The sequence below is a fragment of the Streptomyces sp. DT2A-34 genome (assembly GCF_030499515.1).
Lineage (GTDB): Bacteria > Actinomycetota > Actinomycetes > Streptomycetales > Streptomycetaceae > Streptomyces.
The window spans coordinates 8920423-8941380 of sequence record NZ_JASTWJ010000001.1 but is presented as its reverse complement, the minus strand read 5'-3'; the positions used below and the strand labels follow the sequence as shown (position 1 = coordinate 8941380).

General features: G+C 67.8%; 19 protein-coding genes and 3 pseudogenes. 14 read left to right on the top strand and 8 right to left on the bottom strand.

Going from position 1 to position 20958, the window contains the following annotated elements:
• Nucleotides 1–64: 64 nt before the first annotated feature.
• The 3 genes from QQM39_RS39765 to QQM39_RS39755 are packed head-to-tail and all read left to right on the top strand — an operon-like array spanning nt 65 to nt 3938.
• The gene (locus QQM39_RS39765) at nt 65–1168 is read left to right on the top strand and encodes a tyrosine-type recombinase/integrase (RefSeq protein ID WP_302002455.1); all 1104 of its coding nucleotides are present in this window, start codon (nt 65–67) and stop codon (nt 1166–1168) included.
• A 14-nt stretch (nt 1169–1182) separates the two neighbouring features.
• On the top strand, nt 1183–1530 hold the full coding sequence (locus QQM39_RS39760; protein ID WP_302002454.1) for a helix-turn-helix transcriptional regulator: 348 nt from the start codon (nt 1183–1185) through the stop codon (nt 1528–1530).
• Complete coding sequence (locus tag QQM39_RS39755) at nt 1527–3938, top strand: site-specific integrase (RefSeq protein WP_302002453.1); 2412 nt, start codon at nt 1527–1529, stop codon at nt 3936–3938. Before QQM39_RS39760 ends, QQM39_RS39755 begins: the two co-directional genes overlap by 4 nt.
• Before the next feature lie 93 nt (nt 3939–4031).
• Here QQM39_RS39755 and QQM39_RS39750 read toward each other — a convergent pair whose 3' ends face one another.
• A complete protein-coding gene (locus QQM39_RS39750; RefSeq protein ID WP_302002452.1) occupies nt 4032–4496 on the bottom strand; it encodes a hypothetical protein in 465 nt (154 codons plus the stop codon).
• 350 nt (nt 4497–4846) lie between these two features.
• On the opposite strand from QQM39_RS39750, the gene QQM39_RS39745 reads away from it, so the two are divergent.
• Both QQM39_RS39745 and QQM39_RS39740 read left to right on the top strand, forming a co-directional pair.
• Nucleotides 4847–5446 (top strand): hypothetical protein, encoded by a 600-nt coding sequence (locus tag QQM39_RS39745; RefSeq protein ID WP_302002451.1) that lies wholly within the window; start codon nt 4847–4849, stop codon nt 5444–5446.
• Nucleotides 5447–5462: 16 nt separating this feature from the next.
• Nucleotides 5463–5960, top strand: a complete 498-nt coding sequence (locus tag QQM39_RS39740) for a hypothetical protein (protein WP_302002450.1) — start codon at nt 5463–5465, stop codon at nt 5958–5960.
• A 27-nt stretch (nt 5961–5987) separates the two neighbouring features.
• On the opposite strand, the gene QQM39_RS39735 is transcribed toward QQM39_RS39740, so the two are convergent.
• Both QQM39_RS39735 and QQM39_RS39730 read right to left on the bottom strand, forming a co-directional pair.
• A complete protein-coding gene (locus tag QQM39_RS39735; RefSeq protein ID WP_302002449.1) occupies nt 5988–6734 on the bottom strand; it encodes a hypothetical protein in 747 nt (248 codons plus the stop codon).
• Nucleotides 6735–7016: 282 nt separating this feature from the next.
• Nucleotides 7017–8171, bottom strand: coding sequence for a PQQ-binding-like beta-propeller repeat protein (locus tag QQM39_RS39730; RefSeq protein WP_302002448.1), 1155 nt, complete (start codon nt 8169–8171; stop codon nt 7017–7019).
• A gap of 602 nt (nt 8172–8773) precedes the next feature.
• On the opposite strand from QQM39_RS39730, the pseudogene QQM39_RS39725 reads away from it, so the two are divergent.
• Nucleotides 8774–9977 (top strand): annotated as a pseudogene (locus QQM39_RS39725) (DNA cytosine methyltransferase).
• Nucleotides 9977–11095, top strand: a complete 1119-nt coding sequence (locus QQM39_RS39720; RefSeq protein WP_302002447.1) for a DnaB-like helicase N-terminal domain-containing protein — start codon at nt 9977–9979, stop codon at nt 11093–11095. Before QQM39_RS39725 ends, QQM39_RS39720 begins: the two are co-directional and overlap by 1 nt.
• A gap of 338 nt (nt 11096–11433) precedes the next feature.
• On the opposite strand, the pseudogene QQM39_RS39715 reads toward QQM39_RS39720, so the two are convergent.
• The 3 genes and pseudogenes from QQM39_RS39715 to QQM39_RS39705 form a co-directional block, all read right to left on the bottom strand.
• A pseudogene (locus QQM39_RS39715) lies at nt 11434–11848 on the bottom strand (NADH:flavin oxidoreductase/NADH oxidase); the annotation flags it as partial.
• Between the two features lie 171 nt (nt 11849–12019).
• A complete protein-coding gene (locus QQM39_RS39710) occupies nt 12020–12619 on the bottom strand; it encodes an OsmC family protein (protein ID WP_302002446.1) in 600 nt (199 codons plus the stop codon).
• An 86-nt stretch (nt 12620–12705) separates the two neighbouring features.
• The gene (locus tag QQM39_RS39705; RefSeq protein WP_302002445.1) at nt 12706–13035 is read right to left on the bottom strand and encodes a carboxymuconolactone decarboxylase family protein; all 330 of its coding nucleotides are present in this window, start codon (nt 13033–13035) and stop codon (nt 12706–12708) included.
• 353 nt (nt 13036–13388) lie between these two features.
• Here QQM39_RS39705 and QQM39_RS39700 point away from each other — a divergent pair, with 353 nt between their 5' ends.
• On the top strand, nt 13389–13931 hold the full coding sequence (locus tag QQM39_RS39700) for a TetR/AcrR family transcriptional regulator (protein WP_302002444.1): 543 nt from the start codon (nt 13389–13391) through the stop codon (nt 13929–13931).
• Between the two features lie 26 nt (nt 13932–13957).
• Here the strand turns inward: QQM39_RS39700 and QQM39_RS39695 are convergent, their stop codons facing one another.
• A complete protein-coding gene (locus tag QQM39_RS39695; RefSeq protein ID WP_302003889.1) occupies nt 13958–15133 on the bottom strand; it encodes a MalY/PatB family protein in 1176 nt (391 codons plus the stop codon).
• 111 nt (nt 15134–15244) lie between these two features.
• On the opposite strand from QQM39_RS39695, the pseudogene QQM39_RS39690 reads away from it, so the two are divergent.
• Nucleotides 15245–15683, top strand: a pseudogene (locus tag QQM39_RS39690) (Lrp/AsnC family transcriptional regulator).
• A gap of 33 nt (nt 15684–15716) precedes the next feature.
• Here QQM39_RS39690 and QQM39_RS39685 read toward each other — a convergent pair.
• Nucleotides 15717–16307: a TetR/AcrR family transcriptional regulator gene (locus QQM39_RS39685; protein WP_302002443.1), complete on the bottom strand. Its 591-nt coding sequence runs from the start codon at nt 16305–16307 to the stop codon at nt 15717–15719.
• A gap of 121 nt (nt 16308–16428) precedes the next feature.
• On the opposite strand from QQM39_RS39685, the gene QQM39_RS39680 reads away from it, so the two are divergent.
• From QQM39_RS39680 to nhaA, 5 genes are all read left to right on the top strand, one after another.
• Nucleotides 16429–17184 carry an SDR family NAD(P)-dependent oxidoreductase gene (locus QQM39_RS39680; protein WP_302002442.1) on the top strand — a complete coding sequence of 252 codons (756 nt, stop codon included), beginning with the start codon at nt 16429–16431 and terminating at the stop codon, nt 17182–17184.
• A 31-nt stretch (nt 17185–17215) separates the two neighbouring features.
• Nucleotides 17216–17590 carry a thioredoxin gene (trxA, locus tag QQM39_RS39675; RefSeq protein ID WP_302002441.1) on the top strand — a complete coding sequence of 125 codons (375 nt, stop codon included), beginning with the start codon at nt 17216–17218 and terminating at the stop codon, nt 17588–17590.
• Between the two features lie 128 nt (nt 17591–17718).
• Nucleotides 17719–17955, top strand: a complete 237-nt coding sequence (locus tag QQM39_RS39670) for a DUF2630 family protein (protein ID WP_302002440.1) — start codon at nt 17719–17721, stop codon at nt 17953–17955.
• Between the two features lie 32 nt (nt 17956–17987).
• Entirely contained in the window at nt 17988–18968 is a 981-nt protein-coding gene (locus tag QQM39_RS39665; RefSeq protein ID WP_302002439.1) for a DsbA family protein, read from the top strand.
• Nucleotides 18969–19009: 41 nt separating this feature from the next.
• On the top strand, nt 19010–20890 hold the full coding sequence (gene nhaA, locus QQM39_RS39660; RefSeq protein ID WP_302002438.1) for a Na+/H+ antiporter NhaA: 1881 nt from the start codon (nt 19010–19012) through the stop codon (nt 20888–20890).
• Nucleotides 20891–20958: the final 68 nt, after the last annotated feature.

Genomic DNA, 20958 nt, shown 5'->3' with positions numbered 1-20958 from the left:
CAGGCATGTTGCCGAGGTGATCCCGTTTGATGCATGATCTGCCCTCCAGAAGGGATGGTCTGGAGTGGTGCATCAGCAGAAGGGGGCCCTGGCCGGGGCGGCTCGTCTGGAGCTCGTGTCCGGGGTAGTTCAGCTGCGTCCGGAGGACGCGATGTTCGACGCGATGCTGCGGGGCTGGAGGGCTCAGCAAAAGTCGCGCGGCTTGAAGGACGAGACGATCGACCCAAGGGAACGGCTCGTCCGCCGGTTCCTTGAGTTCGCAAACGACTACCCATGGCAGTGGACGCCGGCCCACATGGACGAGTGGTCCGCCTCGCTGACGGGCGAGAAGCACCTGGCGCCTTCCACGATCCGCAGCTACCAGGGCGACATCCGGCTGTTCACCGAGTTCCTCATCGACGGCCGCTACGGCTGGGGACCTGCCTGCGAGGAAGCCTTCGGTGTCCACCCGGTGGCGATCGCTCACGAGTGGAACACTCTGCCTCACCTGCAGGACTACGAAGGTGATCCGGAAGCGAGGCCGTTCACCCGCGAAGAACTGCAGCGGTTCCTCGACTATGCCGATGACCAGGTCGCACGGGCCGTGAAGTCCAAGCGCAAGGGTGCCCTCGCGGCCTACCGGGACGCCACCCTCTTCAAGGTCATCTACGGCTGGGGCCTTCGCCGGACCGAGACGTCCAAGCTGGACGTGGTCGACTTCGGACGGAACCCGAAGGCTCGCCAGTTCGGCCGGTACGGCACACTCAACGTCCGCTACGGCAAGGCGAAGAAGGGCCAGCCGCCGCGACGGAGGAATGTGCTGTCGGTGATGGACTGGGCTGTCGAGGCAGTCGAGGACTACGTCGAGAACGTCCGGCCACGCTTCGGTTTCCCCGATCACCCGGCTCTGTGGATCACCGAACGCGGGGGACGCCTGCAGCCGAGCTCGAGCAACGACCGGTTCGAGGCATACCGGGACGCGCTAAAGCTCCCAAAAGAACTAGTTCCGCACTCAATTCGTCATTCTTACGTCACGCATCTGACCGAGGACGGGGTGGACCGGCGCTTCATTCAGCAGCAGGTCGGTCACGAGTGCGACAGCTCCACGGCCATCTACACGCACGTCAGCGACGACTTCATGAACACTGCCTTGAGCAAGGCCCTGGCCCCGGCGTTCGCCGGCGTCTGACTAGGAAGGACCCGATGATGGCCGCCAAGCTCGACTACCGCTGGCACCTGCGCAAGGTCATGGCGGACCGCGGGATGTTCTCCACCACCGACCTCATCCCGCCTCTGAAGGAACGCGGCATTAACCTGTCCTCGAGCCAGGTCTACCGGCTCGTCGTCGAGCGTCCCGAACGCCTCAGCCTGAAGATCCTCATGGCCTTGCTCGACGTCCTCGACTGCACCATGGACGACCTCATCGAGCCTATCGCCGTGGCGGGTGCTGCGACGAAGCCGAAGAAGGCTGCCGCAGGCGGTTCTTCGGTCTCCGAAGGAGTCGGTGACCTGCGGCCTCGGCGGGCCCGGATCAGTGGAGTTGACCGGTGACCGGTCTTGCCGAGGAGGTCCTCGCGGATCCGGTCGGCCTGGTCGTGCGGCTGGTCGGAAACGTCGAAAAGCACCTGTCTGCCGAGCACGTCCGCGACATTGTCCTCGCGGTCGTACGTGCACGAGCCGGTCGCCGCAGCCTCGCCCAGGCCCTGCACGATGACCCCTCGCTGCTGCGGACCGGACAGCCGCCGGCGCCCTACTGCGTCGCCAAACTGCTGATGGCCCTGCACGATGCCGGCGCCCAGAACGTCGCACTGCCCTGCTGCGGCGAGTGTGGACGCGCATGCCGCTACGTCGGCAGCAGCACCGGAGGACGGTGGGGGTGCTCACCCTGCCTCGACAAGCCGGCGGTCTGCGCGTGCTGTCACGAAGAACGACGCGTCACCAGCCGGGACCGCAACGGCGAGCCGCGCTGCGCGAACTGCCCTGACACCGATGGTGATCCCCTGCGGGAACTCACCGAGCTGATCACGGGCTTCGATCCCGCCCTCGACACCGACGCGGTCCTGGCCGCGCTCGGACGCGCCACCGTCCGGCCCGCCGGGCAACGCCGCCTGGCCTGGGCCGTCGTCGCCCGCCCCGAGCTGCTGACCGGCGCCGGTTACGAGGCGCCCACCCCGGCCGCCCTGCGGTTCATCAACGAGCTCGTCGATGCCGGGGCGACCAAGGTCGTCCGGCCTGCCTGCCCGCGCTGCCACGAAGTGAAGGCGCTGTCCAAACTGCTGGAGGGCAAGAGGATCTGCCGGGCCTGCTTCGCCCGCCACGCGGCCGTCCCCTGCTTCGGCTGCGGCGCCGTGCGTGAGCCCGCCACCCGTGACGCCGAGGGCCGACCGCTGTGTCCGAACTGCATGATCAGACAGCCCGCGAATCTGGAGGAGTGCGTCGGCTGCCGCCGCCGCAAGCCCGTCGCGAACCGGCTGCCTGACGGCCCACGCTGCCAGAACTGCCGGCCGAGGATCACCGCGGAGTGCGGCATCTGCGGACGGACGGCGCTCTGCGACATGTCCCGGGCCACCGGCCAGCCCTGGTGCGACCGCTGCCAGCAGCGATGGGTGGCCTGCGGCAGCTGCGGCACAGTCGCCCAGGCCCGCAGCGGCACCTGGGAGGCGCCGTTGTGCGCGAAGTGCACCAACCCCGACCCCAACTTCTGGGGCCGTTGCCCGGTCTGCACCGTCACCTGGCAGCTCAGCACCCGTTCCTGCCAGCGATGCGTCCTCGATCAGCGAGTACGCGACCTTCTCGGCGACGCCACCGGGGCCATCCGGGCCGAACTCGTCCCGTTCCATGAGGCGTTGACGAGCTCCGAGCGCCCGGACGTCGCCTTCGCCTGGGTCTCCCGCTCCCAGGCCCGTGACCTCCTGGAACGCATAGGACGCGACGATCGGCCCGTCACCCACGAGGTCCTCGACGAACTGCCACCGGGCAAGGTGCTGGCCCACCTGCGCAGTGTCCTGGTCGCGACTGGAGCCCTGCTGCCCCGCGACGAGCGCCTCATCGCCCTGGAGAAATGGATCACTGCGACGGTCCAGGCCCGCAGCGACCTCGCCGAGCGTCGGATCCTGCACGGCTACGCGGTCTGGCACCACCTGCGCCGGCTCCGGCGCCGCCTCGGCGAAGAGCACGCCACCCGGCTCCAGGATCTGAACGTGCGCTGCCACGTCATCGCGGCGAACAACTTCCTCGACTGGCTCACCGGTGAAGGGCTCACGCTGGGGACCTGCACCCAGACGGACCTGGAACGCTGGATGGCCGACTCCACGGTCAGCTACCGCGACGAGACCGGCCACTTCGTCCGCTGGTCGGTACAGCACCGGCATGCCCACGGTCTGACCTACGGCACCGTCCGCTGGACCGGTCCGCTCGGCACCATCGACAGCGAGAAACGCTGGGCCGACGCCCGCCGCCTCCTCAACGACGACACGCTGCCGACCCCGGACCGCGTCGCGGGACTGCTACTGATCCTCTACGCACAGAAGATCGCCACCATCAGCCAACTCACCGTCGATGACGTCCACTTCGACGGCGACACCGTCTCCCTCACGTTCGGCACCTCGCCGATCGTCCTGCCCTTGCCGCTGGCCAGCCTGGTCCGCGAACTCGTCGCAACCCGCCGGGGCAAGGCCAAGATCGGCACTCCTGAGGACGTTCGCTGGTTGTTCCCAGGAGGTCAGCCGGGGCGCCCCCTCAGCGACGACCAGATCGGCCAGCGCCTCCACAAGATCGGGATCCGGCCCAAGCAGGACCGCTCCACCGCGCTGTTCACCCTCGCTACCGAAGTCCCCGCCGCGATCCTCGCCCGGATGCTCGGGGTCCACATCAAAGTCGCCGTCCAGTGGCAGCAGGCATCCGCAGGGGACTGGGCCGCCTACGCCGCCGACGTCAGTCGACGGGCGAGGCCGACATGACGTTCGTGGAGAAGTGGCCCTCAGCCCTTGCCCTCGATAACGAACTCATCGCAATCGAGGGTGTAGTGGCAAAACGATGGCCTCTCAGTAGCGTCAGGAGTCGGCGGACTCCTCCGACTCCTTTTTCGTCAACCCGGCCCGCAGCTTCTTCGCAGCAGGTTTCACTTTCTTGTCCCAGAAGGGCTTGACATGAGGAGCGAGGAGAAGAGCACCCACTACAGCTCCCCCGATTGCCAACCCTTTCCAACTGAGCTGAGAGACGTCGCCATCGCCACTGCTGCGGCAGTCCGACGAAGGTTCGTACGGGGAAGTGTCCTCTTCCTCAGTGAGAGAGTCTCCTGCGTCGAAGCCTCCGGGGTTGGCTTCCATGTCAGCCTTAAGCGCCGCTGCAGTCTCGTCGCTCCAGGTGCGCGTTTCCCAGCTAGGGTTGTACTGTGCGTAACCGCCAGTGCCACGCGAGTGGTACTTCTCCTCCGCGTACTGCTGCCCCTTCTCAGTGAGTCCATACGCGCCGGGGTTTCCGTACAGGTACCCGTGGAGCTTGAGGAGCTCATTCATTTCGCGAGCCGTTCGGCCAAACTCCCAGCCCAGCACCCGTGCTGATTTTCCCATGGAGCAGAGTCCCCCTCTTCCGCTTGGCAGTAGCCTGCACGCGGAGTGCATCGTATCCGCGCAACACACGGAGCCGTAAGCCTGACGGTCGACGCCCGAGCGTGGTCAGTGGGCTCGCTGCGGTAGGTACGGGCCGCGCGGCGTTCATGGGGTCTTCCGCTGCTCTGCATACCCCAGCACCGCCACTTGTGCAGCCGTCGACTCGTCCCCTTCGCCATCGCCTGGCATCAGGGAAGAACGTCATCCCTCCGAGTCATCGGGCAACCGACTCACCTCGGAGGGACCCGACGAGCTCCATGCTGTCCGAGCTATTCGGAGAGTTCCGATACCCGACTGCACCATTAGCCCGTCCGGGCGGGGCACAGGCCAAGTTCCTCGCGGAGGTCAACGCCGAGGAGGCAGAGCGTAACAAGGACCTCGTGCTGGCCGAGTACCGGCGCTACCAGCAGGGCGAGATGCCGTCAGGTCCCGGCGCCCGCGATCTGATCAGCTTCTTCGCCAGCGTCGACGGGAAGCTGGCCCGCGCAGCCGCACAGGGCCCCACTGTTGTCGGCAGCGACCAGGAGGTCAGAGCCCTCCTCGCCGAGGTCGCCGGCGTCTTGCACCTGGGCATGGCGAACTACTGCTGGTTCATCGACCCCTCCAAGGCGTTGTGCCTGAAACTGGCCGGCACCCCGAACGCGACGAAGCCGCTGGCGGGCATGTGCGATTCCGCCCGCTGCCCGCAGGCCACCCACCATCCCTGCCACCGCCCGGTGTGGGCCGAGAGTGTGCGGACCAAGCAGGTCTTCATCGGGTCGATCGGCCGCAACCACAAGACCGAAAAGGCCCGATTGCAGGCCGACTTGGATCGGGACGGGCAGGTCCTGGCCTCGATCGACGCCGCTGCCGCGTAAGGAGAAACCCCACCTCATGGCTCGAATCAGCGCAGAGACTCGCGCCCGCAACGAGGAAGCCGTCCGGGCCGCAATGGACCGGCTCCTGAAGGGTGACGTCCCGCCCGGCGGCAGCTGCGACTTGAAGACACTGGCCACCGAAGCCGGCGTGACCCGCACCGCGTTCTACCCGAAGAAGAACCGTGACGGCACCACCCGCCCCGGCCCCTACCAGCACCTCGCCGAAGAGTTCGAGCGACGCCTTCGTACTCTGCAAGAGGCCGGAGAGGTGGTCGACCCGCGAATCTCGCAGATCGAACGGCTCAAGGCCAAGGTCGCCGAGCTCAAGGAACGCCTGGCTCAGCGGGACGAGACCGTTGCCGAACTCACAACGTTCAAGGAACTCGCCGTCTCACGCTTGGCCGCACAGCACGACGAGATCGTGCGTCTACGGGAACAGGCCGCAGCCCTCGGCAACGTCCGCCGCCTACCCGCCACCCGCCCCGGAACGGCCCCGTACGGATCGTGCAGCTGACACCTTGGGACCCTGCCCAGTGGCTGCTCACCGATAGGGGCGCAGTGCACGGTGGAGAGCGGCGAACTCCTTCGACGGTGTGATGCCGGGGATTTGCATCACTTCTTCCACAGTGCGGGCGTTATTGGGCATACAGCTTGAGCTTGCGGGGCTGATTTTCCAGGAGAAGCCGCTGGGATAAAAGTGCTCGTCCTCGCCTTCACTCACGAGCGCGAGGGGGCCGATATCGAGGTCGCTCCCGTCTGCGTCATGAAGTCGAATCGTGACAACTCCGATCCAAGGCGCCTTACCTGCTTCCTCTGCATCGGGGCCGATCGTCAGGGAGAGCCGGTCGTTTTCTCCCGACTTCACGTCGAATCGAACGTCCTCCGTCGTCGTCTTAGTGAAGGGCGGTTTCTTTGACAGTGGAATTTTGACGGCATAGTGCGCTGCGATGCCCAGATCCCCACCTGTACCCCCGCAGGTTGCAAGGTTTTCGGACCTTGCCACGTTCACGGTTACCTTCGTGATGATCGCAGAACCGCTACCCCGATTACGGACAGAGACATCAACCGCAGGGCCACTAAGCCCCGTCACCTTCTTCTCTGAGTCAGTAGATTTCTCCACCCCATCCAGCTTGTCGGTGAAACGTGCGCTTACCGCAGTAACTTCCAATAGCCCTCTGCGTTCAGACTCCGTCTTCGCAGTCTCCGCCGAGTCGAAGGCCGGCACCAAAGCAATGATGCTGAGAACCAACGCCGCAAGGGAGATCGCCGCAGCTGCAAGGGAGATCACCGTACTTGGGGCGCGCCACCGATCTGCCTGTCCCACAGGTGGGTTCGTTCCCTGCTGCGGCGGCACAGGCGCGTTGGATCCCTGCTGCGACGACGCGGACGAGGTCGACCCTTGCTGCGGTGGCACAGGCGGGTTCGGCTGTGGCGATGCGGGCGGGCTGGATCCTTGCTGCGGCGACGCGGGAGAGTTCGATCCTTGCTGCGGCGGCACAGACGTGTCCCTTTCTGCTAATGAAGCTCTAGATAATTGCGATGCCCGTAATCGGACAACGACATCGAGGGATCAGCCGTAAAGCAGATCACCAGTGGCGACGTCGTAAACAGTGATCTCTTCCCCGTCATGCGCATACACCAAGTCGGCTGCAGCAATCTGAACCGCACCTTTCATCGGCGTCGACCAGATAACCTCGCCAACCGTGGTGTCAATGGCGATTACCTTGGCTCCTGCAGTGTTTGTCAACACCATTCCCGGAGGCCCGGAAATAAGCTCGGCTGTCAGCTCAATTTCTAGCCGCCACCGCTCTTTTCCGGTTTTAGGATCGAGTCCGAGAACAGGGTACGTACCATCATCAGGAACGGGGAATCTGACGATAAGGAGACCGTCGTGAAGAATCATCTCTGGCGAAATTTCCGGCTCCGGTAGCGGAATGGACCAGGCCGTCTTACCCGTGTCACTATTCAGGGCCAGCAGTCGGTCCCCAGAAGACAGATAGAGGAAACCTTCGCCCGCAAGTGACGAAGATGCACTCAGAGGCTGCAGTGTTCGAGTCCACTGGACGTGATTACTTTCGGTGGAGACTGTGCGCACTTCCCCCGGAGTGGGCACGAACAAAGTTGTCCCATCGTCCTGGCCTTCCTCGACAGCTCGAGAGCCGATCACGTGAACCAGATCGCCGGCCACCCTGAACTCCACCGAATTTGTGCCCAGGATACTTTCAGACCAAAGTACCTTTCCGGTCTTCCGGTCTAGCCCCGCCGCCCCGAATGAGTCGCCGCCCTGATGGAGGAGGATCAGCGTCTCGCCGTGCGGCACAATCTGCCGCCCCTGGTAGACCTCGGCCTGCCAGAGGATCTTGCCCGTCGTCGCGGACAACCCGAATATAGATTCTTGAGTGGCCGCTACGACAACATCACCAGATCTGGCGATCTCAAAGACCTGTTTCCCAGGAAGCGTTCGGCGCCACATGTGTTTCCCATCGGCTGCACAGAGCGCTATCACCTCGCCAGTCGAATCCCCGTTTCCACCTCCGAACAGGACCTGTCCCTTGGCCACGATCAATTGCGGGTAGTGAGGCTGACTACCCTTGTCCGGGCTGCTGGCCTTACCCACGGAGGTGCGCCATCTAAGGCGGCCGCTACGTGCGTCCCGTAGCCACACGACGCGGTCGATCCCCGCCCCGAACAGCCAAGTGTTGGTCAGGGAAAGTGAGTCGCGCAAGCCTGAGAACGGAACCGGCCACACCGGCGTCCCAGGTGACGCGCTCGGCTTGGACCAGGACGGGCAACGATGAGCACTTCGATCCTTGTCATCTGCATCGCTGCCGCCCAGGCAACCAGAGATCCCCACGAGGGAACAGACCGAAAAGGTGCTCCATAACGCGAACGACCTCCGCGTCATACCACTGGAGGGCACAAGCCCACCGTCCATCGCTGCGCTCCCCCGAGAGAATCACGGCACACACGGGCTGCCACCCGGCTCGTTCGCCCAGGGCAGCCTCAACGACCCCCACAGTGTACGGCTCGTCAGATGGTGACAAAGGGCCTACTCGAAATGACCAGGAGGGACTACCGCCCGGCGCCGCTCGTAGAACATCTGCCGTATCCGAGTGCAGACTTACCCCACGTCACACCTGGCCACGAGACGTGATGTCCCTCACAGTCGGCAGCCGGGAAAGGGACACCGCGGCTCGCCACAACGCGACACGAGCCAGAAGCTCAACCCTGGTCCGCAGCGACACGACCTGCGGGGGACACGATCTCTGCCGACACAATGGCCCTGGCGGCTGGAGCCACGCGCTCACCGTCCTCGGTGTGCGGGACATCGGCCTTGAATGGGACGAGTGGGCCTGCAAAACCCGGGCCATGGCAGGACAGTTGACTATCCGGACCGACGTCGCCCGCTATCCGGCGTGGATCTTCTCCGGCCGAATCCTCGGGCTGATCGCCTCCCCGCCGTGTCAGGCATGGAGCATGGCCGGCAAGCGCCTCGGTCTGGTCGACCAGCCCCTCGTCCACCAGGCCGTCGCCGACCTCGCCGCCGGACGCGACACCCGCGAGCAGTTGCTCCGCGCCTGCGCGGACGAACGGTCCCTCCTCGCGGCCGAGCCCATGCGCTAACTGCACGCCCTGAACACAGTGGGCGAGCCGGAATGGGTGGCTATGGAGGAAGTCACCGACGTCCTTCCCCTGTGGCGGCAGTACGCGGCGATCCTGCGCAGCTGGGGCTTCTCCGTGTGGACCGGCATCCTCAACGCCGCCGACTACGGCGTCCCCAGACACGGCGGCGAGCGATCCTGCTCGCCTCCCGCGTACGCATCGCCGAACCCCCGCCGCCCACCCATGCGAAGACCGCCGAGCCGGAGTCGCTGTTCGGGCCCGGCCGCGCCCGCTGGGTGTCCATGGCCGAGGCCCTGGGCTGGGGCCGCACCGACGGCCCTGTGCCCACCGTGTGTGCTGGTGGCGGACCCGGGGGAGGCCCCGAACCCTTCCCGTCCGGCTCCCGCAAGCCCCTGGCAGACGCCCGCGACCGGGGAACCTGGCTCCACCACATCGCCCCTGACATCGTCGTGCTCCGGCCACAGACCCGAGGAGCTGGCTGGACCGCGCGCCACGGCGCCCGCGACGACGCGCCCGCCGACTCCCCGGCGCCGACCTTCAACAGCAAGGCAACCCACTGGAAGTGGTCGCTGCGCAGCAACAACCAGGCCAACGCCACCGTGCGCCGTGCCGACGAGCCGGCCGGCACGCTGTTCTTCGGCCACCGGGCCAAGGAGTGCACCTGGGTCGCCGGAACCGCCTCTGGCCCCCTGGGCGGCGAGCAGGAGCCGGTGCCGGAGCCGATCAGGATCACCGCCCGGGAAGCGGGCGTGCTGCAGAGCTTCCCCGCCGACTACCCGTGGCAGGGCAACAAGGGCCAGCAGTTCTCCCAGATCGGCAACGCCGTCCCCCGCAGCTGGCCGCGCACCTGCTCGCTCCACTCCTCGACAAGCCCTTCAACCCCGACGACTTCACCCTCGCAGCCTGATGCCCTACACCACCCCCGATCCCGACGAGGAAGACGACCTCGACCGCGTCCCGGCGCCGAAGCCGGTCCACTACGCCGAACAGGCCCTGCTCGGCGCCCTCCTCCTCGAACCGGCACGTCTGGCCGACACCGGCACCCTGGCCGCCGACCACTTCGACAACCACGCCCACGCCAACCTGTTCACCGCGATCCGCACCCTTCCACCGCCCGACCCCGACGATCACGCCAAGGACATCACCTGGCTCAACGCTGTCCTGGAGCACGCTCGCCCCCACGCCCCCGGCCTGAACGCCTCCTACCTCCACGCCCTCATCCAGTTCTGCCCACAGCCCAAGCACGCCGCGGCCTACACCCGGATGATCCGCGCCGACCACGCCCGCCGGACGCTGCGCCTACACGCCGAGCGCCTCGCACAGACCTCCACCGACACCGCCGGACCCGACCCGGCAGCCACCGTCCTGGCGCAGGCCGAAGCTCTCGGCCGCGTCCTGGACGACCTCGCCGGACAGTTCGCCCCACACCCCGGCTCCCTCCCCAGCACCACACACCCCGCGAATGCCGCAAGGCAGGCCGGCGAGGAGGCACTCGACGAAGAACGCCTCCTCCTGGCGACCGCCACCGCCTATCCGGCGGAGGTGCAGCAGATGCGATGGCTGGCCGCGGAGGACTTCCTGCTGCCACTGCACGCCGCGCTCTGGCAGTCCGTCACAGCGCTGGTCCACCGCGGCGACATGGTCGACCCGGTCACCGTCCTCGGCCAGGCTCAGCACCGCGGACTCCTCACAGACTCCATCACCCCGCGCGACCTGATCTCCACACCCGCCGGCTCCCCCGAATACTGGGGCGAGAAGATCTTCCAGCGTGCCCTCCTCGCCCGCGCCCACACGGTCGCCCAACGGATCACCGCCCACACCGACGACCCCGCTAACACCCCCCACCAGCTCATCACCGGCAGCCGCCGCGCCCTGGCCGACCTCAACGCCCTGCGCGCCCGCTGGAACCGCGCCATCGCGCCTGCCCCCTCACCCACCACGAGTGCACCAGCACGGTCCGCGCCGCTTCCCCGGGCCGGCCCGCCACACCGCCCGACCGTCACGGCCGCGCGAGCCCACCGATGACCTCAACTACCAGGCCCAGTCGGCCTCCATGGCCGGGCCCGGATTCGAAAAGAGCCCCGTACCTCATGCCCGACAGCCCCCTCGACACCCACGTCCGCTTCGACACCCATCCCGCCCACTCCAGCGCCGTCATCGCCACCCTCACCGGCACCCACCGCCGTACCGCCCAGGCGCTCCTGGCCGCCCGCGGCTTCGAATCCCTAGACGACGCCATGGTTCCGGCCCGCATTGACCACGAAGAGCCGTACTGGGCCACCCAGGCCGTCCAGGTACTCAACGCCGAAGGCATCACCACCGAGATCACCCCAGCCTGCTGCAGGCGATCACCGACCTGCCAGCAGACCGATGTACGGCTCCGGACTGGGGGCCACCGTCTGCCAGCCGCCCTCGGTCGCGGGCGGGCATGAAGCTGTCGGTGCGCCAGGGCCTGTCGACGGATGGCTTGCGGCCGGCGTGCGCGAGCTGGAACGCAGGGACCGCCCGTGGGAGCGGATGGCTTCAGCGATGCGGGTGAACGACTCCTGCTGATGGTCGTTCCACAGGCCCAGGTCCCAGGGGCTGATGCGGCCGTCCGGGCGTATCCCGGTAGCCTCGGCCATCACCAGCCCGGCACCGTCGGCGGCTCGACTGGCCAGGTGCGTGAGGTGGAAGTCGGTCGGGACGCCTGCCTCGGGCCCCTCCGAGTACATGCACATGGGGGACGTCCAGAGCCCCGTTGGGGATCTTGAGCGACCGCAGAGTCGGGGGGAACAGGGCACTCGCTTGGGGTACTTCCCCTCGGAGTCGGGGGTGGCTGGGCTGGACGTTGCCTTACACGCGCAGCGCTTCGCGGCGTGCTTGCCGACGGGCGCGCCCCACCCGTCCTCGACGTTGTGGCCGATGAGCGGGCGGGGCTGCGGCCCAGTTCCTGGTCAGTCGCGGTGATCAGGCGAGCGTCGTGACAACGTCGACTGGGTTGACCAGGGTGTCGCGGATGGGAGAGCGGCTTTCAACGAGGGCGACGAGTTCCTCAAGCTGCTCGCGGGGGGCGTCCGGGGCGTCGACGTGGAGGCGGACGCGCACCTGCTGCAGGCCCGGACGGACTGAGAGATCGGTGCCGAGGAAGCCGCGGAAGTCGATATCGCCTTCGAGTTCCAGACGGACACTCTTGAGCTCGATGCCCTGCACGGAGGCGAGGGCGGCGAGCGTGGCGGAGTAGCAGCCGGCGAGCGCCTGCAGCACGTACTCCCCGGGGGAGACTGCGGTGTCGGTGCCCAGCAGCCCGGCGGGTTCATCGCTGCTCATCGCGAACTTCGCGACGCGCGTCTCGTCACGCTCACCGCCCTGGGTCATCGCGCCGGTCTGCGCGGCAAGCCGAACACCGCCCTGCCAAGAGCCGTTGACGGAGATGGTGGCCTGGCCGAGCTTGGGCTCGGCCCGGACCGCGGCCGTGATGCTGCTTCCTTCGGTGAAGTGCGGGGATGTGGAAGCGCGGCAGGCGCCGACATGCGATGCGGCCGCGATCATGGTGGTTTCGGCCTGCACCGGCGATCTGGGCCGCCCTGTCGCTGAGCCCACGTGCGGAGGTTGCCGACCGAAAGCACGTCGCACGGTCGGAATGGTCGTTCCGCTTACGCGTTGTCAAGGACCTTCATGGCCATCCAGCCGTGGGTGAACGAGCCGCCGGCCCGCAGTGCGGCACTGATCATGACGGCCGCGGCCACCTCGGCTTCGGTCGCACCCTCCTTGTGGGCGTTCTTGACGTGGGCATCGATGCAGTAGGGGCACTGCGTCGTCGCGGCAACGGCAACGGCGATGAGCTCCTTGGTCCGCCGGTCGAGTCCACTGTCGGTCTCTTCGAACACCGCCTTGTCGAACTCCATCAGGCCCTTGTAGGCGGTGGGGGCGGCGTTGCGCAGGTGGCGGTTGTAGCTCGCGTCATCGCTGTTGTGGTAGTGCATCGTGAACCTTTCGCGTTCATCACAGGTGGCCGCTTTCCCTACGGAAGCGGTGGCTCGGCCAGTCTAGACAGACCTGTCTGTCTACGTCAAACGTTCGGGAGTCGAGGCGCTGCATCACGCACTCCAGTCCGGGTCCGGCGGTGCTGGTCGAGCCATCACGCACGGCGATCTCCTGCGGCGCACCACGCACGCTCTGGGTCGTTTGCCGCAGGCGCGTTCCGCGCGTAGCCTCCGAAACAGACAGACTGTTCTGACCGGCGGGTCAGGAATCGAAGTGCCGCATGGGAGTGCAGATGGAGACTCGGGAGCCGGAGGCGTCGACGTCGAGAAGCCGTGGTGGCCCGCGGGAGCGCGTGCGCGCCGCCGCCGACGACCTGTTCGCGACTGAGGGAATCCCCGCTACCGGCGTCAACCTGCTGATCGAGCGCGCCGACGTCGCCAAAGCGTCGTTTTACCACGCTTTCAAGAGCAAGAACGATCTTGTCGACGACTACCTGGAGCGGCAGCACAACGTCACGATCGGCCGGCTGCGGCTCATCGAGGAGAGCGACGCCCCCCTGCCGGTCAAGATCGGCAGGGTCTTCGACCTTCTGTCGACCACCGCCGCGCAATCCGCCTACCGAGGGTGCGCCTTCGTGGTTGCCGCGACGGAAATACCCCGGGCTGATCTGCCGGCACGGCGGTGGGCGCGCACGCACAAGCTGGCCGTGCTCTCCACGATCCGCAACATGATCGAGAAGGCCGGCTGCGCCGACGCGAACGAGATCTCCGAACAGATCGCGATCATCTACGACGGCGCGCTGGTCACGGCGGCGATCCGGCCCGAAGCCGACGCGATTCAGCGCGGACGCGCCATGGCGCTGTCGATCATCGCGGCGCACGGCCTTTCGTCGTAGTGCGCAACAGGCCCTTAGGTCCGCTCTCAGGCGAGAGCGGTGGCCATGCGCCGCACCGCCTCGGTGAGGACCTCGGGCGAAGTAGCCAGGTTGAGGCGGACAAAGCCGGCGCCGCCAGTACCGAAGGGGGCGCCGGAGCTCAGGGCGACGCGGCCGCGCTCCAGGAAGACGGCGGCGGGGTCGTCGTCCAACCCCAGGGCCCGGCAGTCCAGCCACGCCAAGTAGGTGGCCTGCGCCGGTTCGTAGCGCACGGCGGGCAGATACCCGGCCAGCAGGTCGGCGAGCAGCCGTCGGTTGTCGTCGAGGCCGGCGAGCAGGGAGTCGAGCCAGTCGCCGCCGTCCCGCAGTGCGGCAGTGTGGGCGATGACCCCGAGGTGACTGGGACCGTGGCTGACCTCTTCGGGAAGGCGCGCGAGGTCGTCGGACGCATCGGGGCCTCCGATGGCCAGGGCGGCCTTGAGGCCGGGCAGGTTCCACGCCTTGGATGCCGACATGAGCGACAGCCCGTTCTCGGCACCGGGAACACTCAGGTACGGGACGAACCTGGTGCCCGCCGCCACGATCGGGGCGTGAATCTCGTCGGCGACGACACGAACGCCATGTGTGCGTGCCAACGCCGCCACGCCTGCCAGCTCATCGGCGGAGTGCACGGTGCCGGTCGGGTTGTGCGGACTGCACAGCAGGTACACGGGGCGCCCCCCGCCCTGGAGAGCGCGCCCGAACGCGGCTTCGAGCGCGCCTAGATCGATCCGCCTGTCCGCACCCAGCGGGGCCTCGATGACCGGGCGTCCCGTGTTCTCGACGAACTGGTAGAACGGCGGGTACACCGGGGGGTTGACGATCACCGGATCACCGGGTCCGGAGACCAGCTTGAGCATTTCGACGACGCCCAGCATCACGTCCGGAACGATGGCGGTGCGCTCCACGGCGAGCCCGTCCCAGCCCCATCGTCTGCTCGCGAACGCGGCGAGCGCCTCGGCGTAGCGGCTCCCGGCGGGGTAGCCGGTGTCTCCGAGGGCCACGGCGTCCTGGATCGCCTCGACGACGGGCTCGGCCAGGGGGACGTCCATCTCGGCGACCCACAGCGGCAGCACGTCCTCCGGGTACGTCCGCCACTTCAGGCTCGTACGGCACCGGAGCTGGTCAAGAGTGAGTCGGCGCAGCGGGTTGACGGCGCCCGGAGAGAAGATCTCGGGAGTCATACTGTCCATGACGCCGAACATAGACAGAAGGCCAGACGAACTGTTTGCCTCTTTTGCTCACTGAGGCGCTCCCCAGCGAAGATTTCGCGCATGGGCGCCGTAGATTAACAGATCCTTGCGGAGCTGCAGCAGGACGGGCGACTATCGATCACCGAACTGGCCGACCTGGTGCGACTGACCATCTCCCGCTGTCAGCGGCGCCTGCGCGAGCTGGAGCGCAGACGGTGTCATCAGCGGCTATCACGTGGCCGTGGACGCCGCCGCGATCGGCCTCAGCTTTAAGGTCCTGACGTTCGTCAGCCTGCACCAGGAGGCGGCGGACACCTTGACGGCGTTCGACGAGGCCGTCGCCGCGATCCCTGACGTCGTGGAGGCGCAGCGCCTCTTCGGCGACCCGGGCTACCTGCTGCGCGTGGTCGCAGCGGACCTCCTCGCGGACCAGCGTCTCTACGAGGGAACGCTGACGCAGCTGCCGGGTGCGCAGCACATCAACTCCAGCATCGTCATGAAACAGGTCGCCGCCACGCACCCCCTGCCCGCACGGCCGTAGCCCCGGCGACGCCCGGGTCCGAGGCCGGGAAGGTCAGCCGGCCGGTACCAGCTGCGCGGCGAAGGTGGCAGCCGCCAGCAGCTCCTCCCGCGGGGCGCCGGACGCGGCCTCGACACTGAGCCCGTAGATGGTGGCCATGAGGCAGCGGGCCAGGGCGCCGCAGTCGGTCCCGGCCGGCAGGTCACCGTCGGCGACCGCCTTCTCGAACCGCTCCAGCACCGTCTTCCGAGTCTCTTCCCGCACGGCCGCGAGAAGGTCGACGACGTCGCTGTGCGCCTCGCCGCACGCGAGCCCCGCCCGCACGGTCATGCAGCCGCGCGGCAAACCGGGGGCAATGAACGCCTCCACCCTGCTCGTCAGGAGATGCAGCGCGACCTCGCGAGCGGTCGGCCGCGCCATAGCCTCCCGCAGATCGGCGGTCGGCCTGGCCATGTACCGGTCGAGCGCCTTCTCGAACAGCTCTCGTTTGCTGCCGAAGGCCGCGTACAGGCTGGGCGGCTGGATGCCGAGTGCCTGCGTGATGTCGGCGATCGAGGTGCCTTCGTACCCCTGGCGCCAGAACAGTTCCATGGCCGTCTGCAGCGCGGCGTCCTCGTCGAACATGCGCTTGCGTCCTCTCGGCATCTCCCGACCTCCCTCCCGGACCGGCCTCGTGGGCTCCGGCTTGCTTTTTCTTTAGGGCTCGCTACAGTGTAGAGCGTCCTCTTCTTTAGCGACCACTAATCAAGAAAGCGGGGATCACCCCATGGGCAAGCTGGACGGCAAGACCGCGGTCATCACGGGTGGCAGCAGCGGCATCGGCCTGGAGACCGCGAAGAAGTTCGTCGCCGAGGGCGCGTACGTCTACATCACCGGCCGGCGCGAGGAGGAGCTCGCCAAGGCCGAGGCCGAGATCGGCGACAACGTCGCCACCGTGCGGGGCGACATCGCCGACCTCGACGACCTCGACCGGCTGTGGGCGCGGGTGAAGGAGGAGCGCGGCTCCGTCGACATCATCTTCAGCAACGCCGGCATCGCCGAGGCGGCCACCCTGCCCCAGGCCACGCCCGAGCACTTCGACAAGGTCTTCTCCATCAACGCCCGCGGCACCTTCTTCACCGTGCAGAAGGCGTTGCCCCTGCTCAACGACGGAGGATCCATCGTCCTCATGTCGGGTGTCGGCCACCGGCTGGGCTGGCCCGACTTCACGGCCTACTCGGCCAGCAAGGCCGCCGTGCGCTCCTACGCCCGCAGCTGGGCCGCCGAACTCAAGGGCCGCGGCATCCGGGTCAACTCCGTCAGCCCCGGGCCGGTCGAGACCCCCATCCTCGACGGCCTGTACGCCGGCCAGACCGCCGCCGACGGCGAGGCCGTGCGCGCCGGACTCGCCGGCACCGTCCCCATGGGCCGCCTGGCCGAACCGGAGGAGATCGCGAAAGCCGTCCTGTTCCTCGCCTCCGACGACAACAGCTACATGACCGGAGCCGACCTGCCCGTCGACGGCGGCAGCACCCAGCTCTGACACAACCCATCGACCCGAAAGGGAGCAACCCGTGAGCACTCTGGAACTCACCAAGGAGAACTTCGACGAGATCGTGTCGAAGAACGACTTCGTCCTCGTCGACTTCTGGGCGGAATGGTGCCCGCCGTGCCGCATGTTCGGCCCGGTCTTCGAGGCCGCGTCGGAGCGTCACCCCGATCTCGTCTTCGGCAAGGTCGACACCGAGGCGCAGCCGGAGCTCGCGCAGGCTTTCTCCGTCCAGTCGATCCCGACGCTTGCGATCATCCGGGACAAGGTCGCCATTTTCTCCCAGCCCGGCGCGCTGCCCGAGTCCGCCCTGGAGGACCTGATCGCACAGTCGCGGAAGATCGACATGGACGAGGTGCGTAAGCAGATCGCCGAGGAGCAGAAGAAGCAGGGGCAGTAGCCCCAGGCAGGACAGCCGCGTCAGGGAAGGCGGGCCCGGCCGCCGGGCCCGCCCCTGGCCTCGCTGTCCACCAGCAAGACCGCTGGACGCGCCACGTGCGTTCAGACCGGCCCGAGAAAGGCACTCCCGTGCAGGAACGGGACATCTACCGCCGCATCGACGAGCTCGTACGCGAGGAACACGAACTGCGTGACGGGCAGGCGGACACCACCGCCGACAGGCGATCCCGGCTCACGACCGTGGAACAGACCCTCGACCAGTGCTGGGACCTGCTGCGCCAGCGTGCCGCCCGCCGCGAGTTCGGCCAGGACCCCGATGAGGCCCACGTCCGCGAGGCCCGCACCGTCGAGCGCTACCAGCAGTGACACAACGCAGGACGCGACAGGAGACGACCGCCATGCGAATCGAAGTGTGGGCGGACATGGTCTGCCCGTGGGCCTACATCGGCAAGCGGCGCCTGGAGAAGGCGCTGGCCTGCCCGGCGCTGGCCGGCCTCGACGCCGAGGTGGTGTGGCGGCCGTACCGGATCGACCCGACCGCTCCCTCGCAGGCCACCCCGGTGGACGAGTCGTCCGCCGCCGCGGTTGCGGACGGCGCCGCGGCCTCATGCACCCTCGGTCCGTCTCCGGCGCAGAGCCGGGTGCTCGTTTCTCAGGTCGCCGCCGAGGAGGGGTTCGGCCCGGAGTGGGGAGCCGCCTGGCGGGCCGGCAGCTTTGACGCCCACCATCTCCTCACCCTGGCCTACGAACACGGCGGCAGCGTCCTGCAGGACCAGGTCGCCGAGCAGGTCCTGAAGGCGCACTTCCTCGACCACCTCGACATCAGCGACCGCCGCCTGCTCCAGGGCATCGCCGACCGGGCCGGGTTCCCCGGCGGCGCGCTCCTGGACAGCGGAGCCGCCGACCGCGAGGTACGTGAACTCCTCCTGATCGGCAAGGCCCGGGGCATCGCGACCTCGCCCACGATCGTGGTCGGCGACCGGGCGCTCGCCGGCGCACAGCCTGCCGAGGTGATGGCCGACTTCCTCACCGAGGCAGCGGGCGTACGCACGCGGGAGATACCCGAAGAGGTCCAGCGCCTGCGCTGGTCGGAATCCCTGCTGGACCAGCGCGACCCCTTGGGCGCCCTCACCCTGCTCCAGCCTCTGCTCGCCCGCCACGGCGACGACCTGAACGTCCGACGCCTCGCCGCCCGCGGCTACTTCCACTCGGCCCAGCTGTCACGGGCCCACGATGTGCTGCGGCAGCTGGTCGCGGACGCGCCGGACGACTCGTATACGAGGCTGATGCTCGGGCGTACTCTCCAGCGCCTCGGCAGAAGCGAAGAAGCAGCTGTGCACCTGAAGATGGCAGCAGCCATGACACCCGAGTTCGCCTGACGGTCGGCGCCATGCGCGCACTGTCGTAGGAGGGACCGCCCATGTCCTTCGAAGCCACCGCCTACACCGGGCAGACCGCGTGCGGCAGCGCCTCCCACTCCCCTCTGCGCGACTTCCTGCGCACCGAGACCGGAGGCGCCGCCGTCCTGGTGACAGCGGCGCTCGCCGCGCTCGTCTGGGCGAACGCGGCACCATCGGCGTACGAGTCGTTCTGGCACACTCACCTGTCCGTCCGCTTCGGCTCGCACGGGATCTCACTCGGCCTGCGCGAGTGGGTCAACAGCGGCCTGATGACACTGTTCTTCTTCGTCGTCGGCCTGGAAGCACGCCGCGAGTTCGACATGGGGGAGCTGCGTGAACGCAAGCGGCTGGCCCTCCCGCTAGCCGCGGGGCTCAGCGGCATGATCGTGCCCATCGCCCTGTACCTGGCGATCAACGCCGGACAGGGGACGGCGGCAGGCTGGGGCGTGGCGATGTCCACCGACACGGCCTTCGCGCTGGGCATACTGGCCGTCGTCGGCCGGCGCATGCCGCCCGGACTGCGTGTCTTCATCCTCATGATGACCGTGGTCGACGACTTCCTCGCCCTCGGCGTCATCGCCTTCGCCTACAGCGACCACCTCACCGTGCCGGCGCTGCTCGTCGCAGTCAGCACCTTCACGGTCATTCTGCTCGCCCGGAAGCTCGGCGTGCGGCACGGCGCCGTGTACGCACTGCTGGGCCTCGTCGCCTGGGTCGCCCTGCTCGAATCAGGGGTGGACCCGATCGTCATCGGTCTCGCCATGGGGCTGCTCACCTACGCCTACCCGGCCTCGCGCGCCGACCTGGAGCACGCCAGCGGCCTGTTCCGGCTGTTCCGCGAGCAGCCCACCCCCGAGCTGGAGCGGCACGTACGCGCCGGCATCGCCTCCGCGCTCTCCCCCAACGACCGCCTGCAACGCCTGTACCACCCCTGGACCAGCTATCTGGTGGTCCCGCTGTTCGCCCTGGCCAACGCGGGCATCGAAATCACCGGTGACCAGGTCGCACGAGCCTTCACCTCGCCCGTCACCCTGGGCATCCTCATCGCCTACGCCGTCGGCAAGCCGCTCGGTATCGTGGGCGCATCCGCGCTGACCACTATCACCTCCCACGGGCGGATCCGGCTCCCGGTCGGCTGGGGGGCCGCAACCGCAGCAGGGACACTGTCCGGGGCCGGCTTCACCGTCTCCCTCCTCATCGCGACGCTCGCCTTCGACGGCACGCACCTCGACGACGCCAAGATCGGCATCCTGAGCACCCTGCTCCTGTCCTTCCTCACGTCTCGGATCGTCACCACCGTGATCGGCCTGCTGCCGCCTTCGCCGCGACGACGGGCACTGCTCGGAAAGGCGGAATCGATCGTCGACCTCGCCGTACCCGTCGACCCCGACCGCGACCACGTACGAGGACCACGGCACGCCCCGGTGACCGTCGTGGAATACGGCGACTACGAGTGCCCCTACTGCGGGCAGGCCGAACCCGTCGTCCGTGAACTCCTCGCCGACTTCGGGGACGTGCGCTACGTGTGGCGCCACCTGCCGCTGACCGACGTCCACGTCCACGCCCGGCTCGCCGCCGAAGCTGCCGAGGCCGCCGCGCTGCAGGACCGCTACTGGGATATGCACGACCTGCTGATCAGCCACCAGAGCGCCCTGCGGTTCGAAGACCTGCGCGCCTACGCCTCCGCCATCGGGCTCGACACGGCCCGCTTCGAACGAGACCTGCGTGCGGCCGCGGGGGCGTCGCGGGTCGCCGAGGACATCGAGTCCGCAGACCTCAGCAGCGTGGCAGGAACGCCCACCTTCTTCATCAACGGCCGCCGACACCACGGCGCATACGACATCACGAGCCTGTCCGCCGCGGTACGCGCTGCCCGCGAGCGCGCCACGTTGAAGACGTAGCTGATGCGGTTCACAGCTAAGCTGGCCTGCTCCGTAGTGGCGGCGCCCTGGCCCTCGGCAGTTCCCGT

Bases quoted from the DNA above. Each gene is read 5' to 3' on its own strand.
- QQM39_RS39760 (WP_302002454.1), top strand. From the start codon at position 1,183: ATGATGGCCGCCAAGCTCGACTACCGCTGGCACCTGCGCAAGGTCATG.
- QQM39_RS39750 (WP_302002452.1), bottom strand. From the start codon at position 4,496: ATGAATGAGCTCCTCAAGCTCCACGGGTACCTGTACGGAAACCCCGGC.
- QQM39_RS39745 (WP_302002451.1), top strand. From the start codon at position 4,847: ATGCTGTCCGAGCTATTCGGAGAGTTCCGATACCCGACTGCACCATTA.
- QQM39_RS39740 (WP_302002450.1), top strand. From the start codon at position 5,463: ATGGCTCGAATCAGCGCAGAGACTCGCGCCCGCAACGAGGAAGCCGTC.
- QQM39_RS39720 (WP_302002447.1), top strand. From the start codon at position 9,977: ATGCCCTACACCACCCCCGATCCCGACGAGGAAGACGACCTCGACCGC.
- QQM39_RS39705 (WP_302002445.1), bottom strand. From the start codon at position 13,035: ATGCACTACCACAACAGCGATGACGCGAGCTACAACCGCCACCTGCGC.
- QQM39_RS39695 (WP_302003889.1), bottom strand. From the start codon at position 15,133: ATGACTCCCGAGATCTTCTCTCCGGGCGCCGTCAACCCGCTGCGCCGA.
- QQM39_RS39685 (WP_302002443.1), bottom strand. From the start codon at position 16,307: ATGCCGAGAGGACGCAAGCGCATGTTCGACGAGGACGCCGCGCTGCAG.
- QQM39_RS39680 (WP_302002442.1), top strand. From the start codon at position 16,429: ATGGGCAAGCTGGACGGCAAGACCGCGGTCATCACGGGTGGCAGCAGC.
- QQM39_RS39665 (WP_302002439.1), top strand. From the start codon at position 17,988: ATGCGAATCGAAGTGTGGGCGGACATGGTCTGCCCGTGGGCCTACATC.
- nhaA (WP_302002438.1), top strand. From the start codon at position 19,010: ATGTCCTTCGAAGCCACCGCCTACACCGGGCAGACCGCGTGCGGCAGC.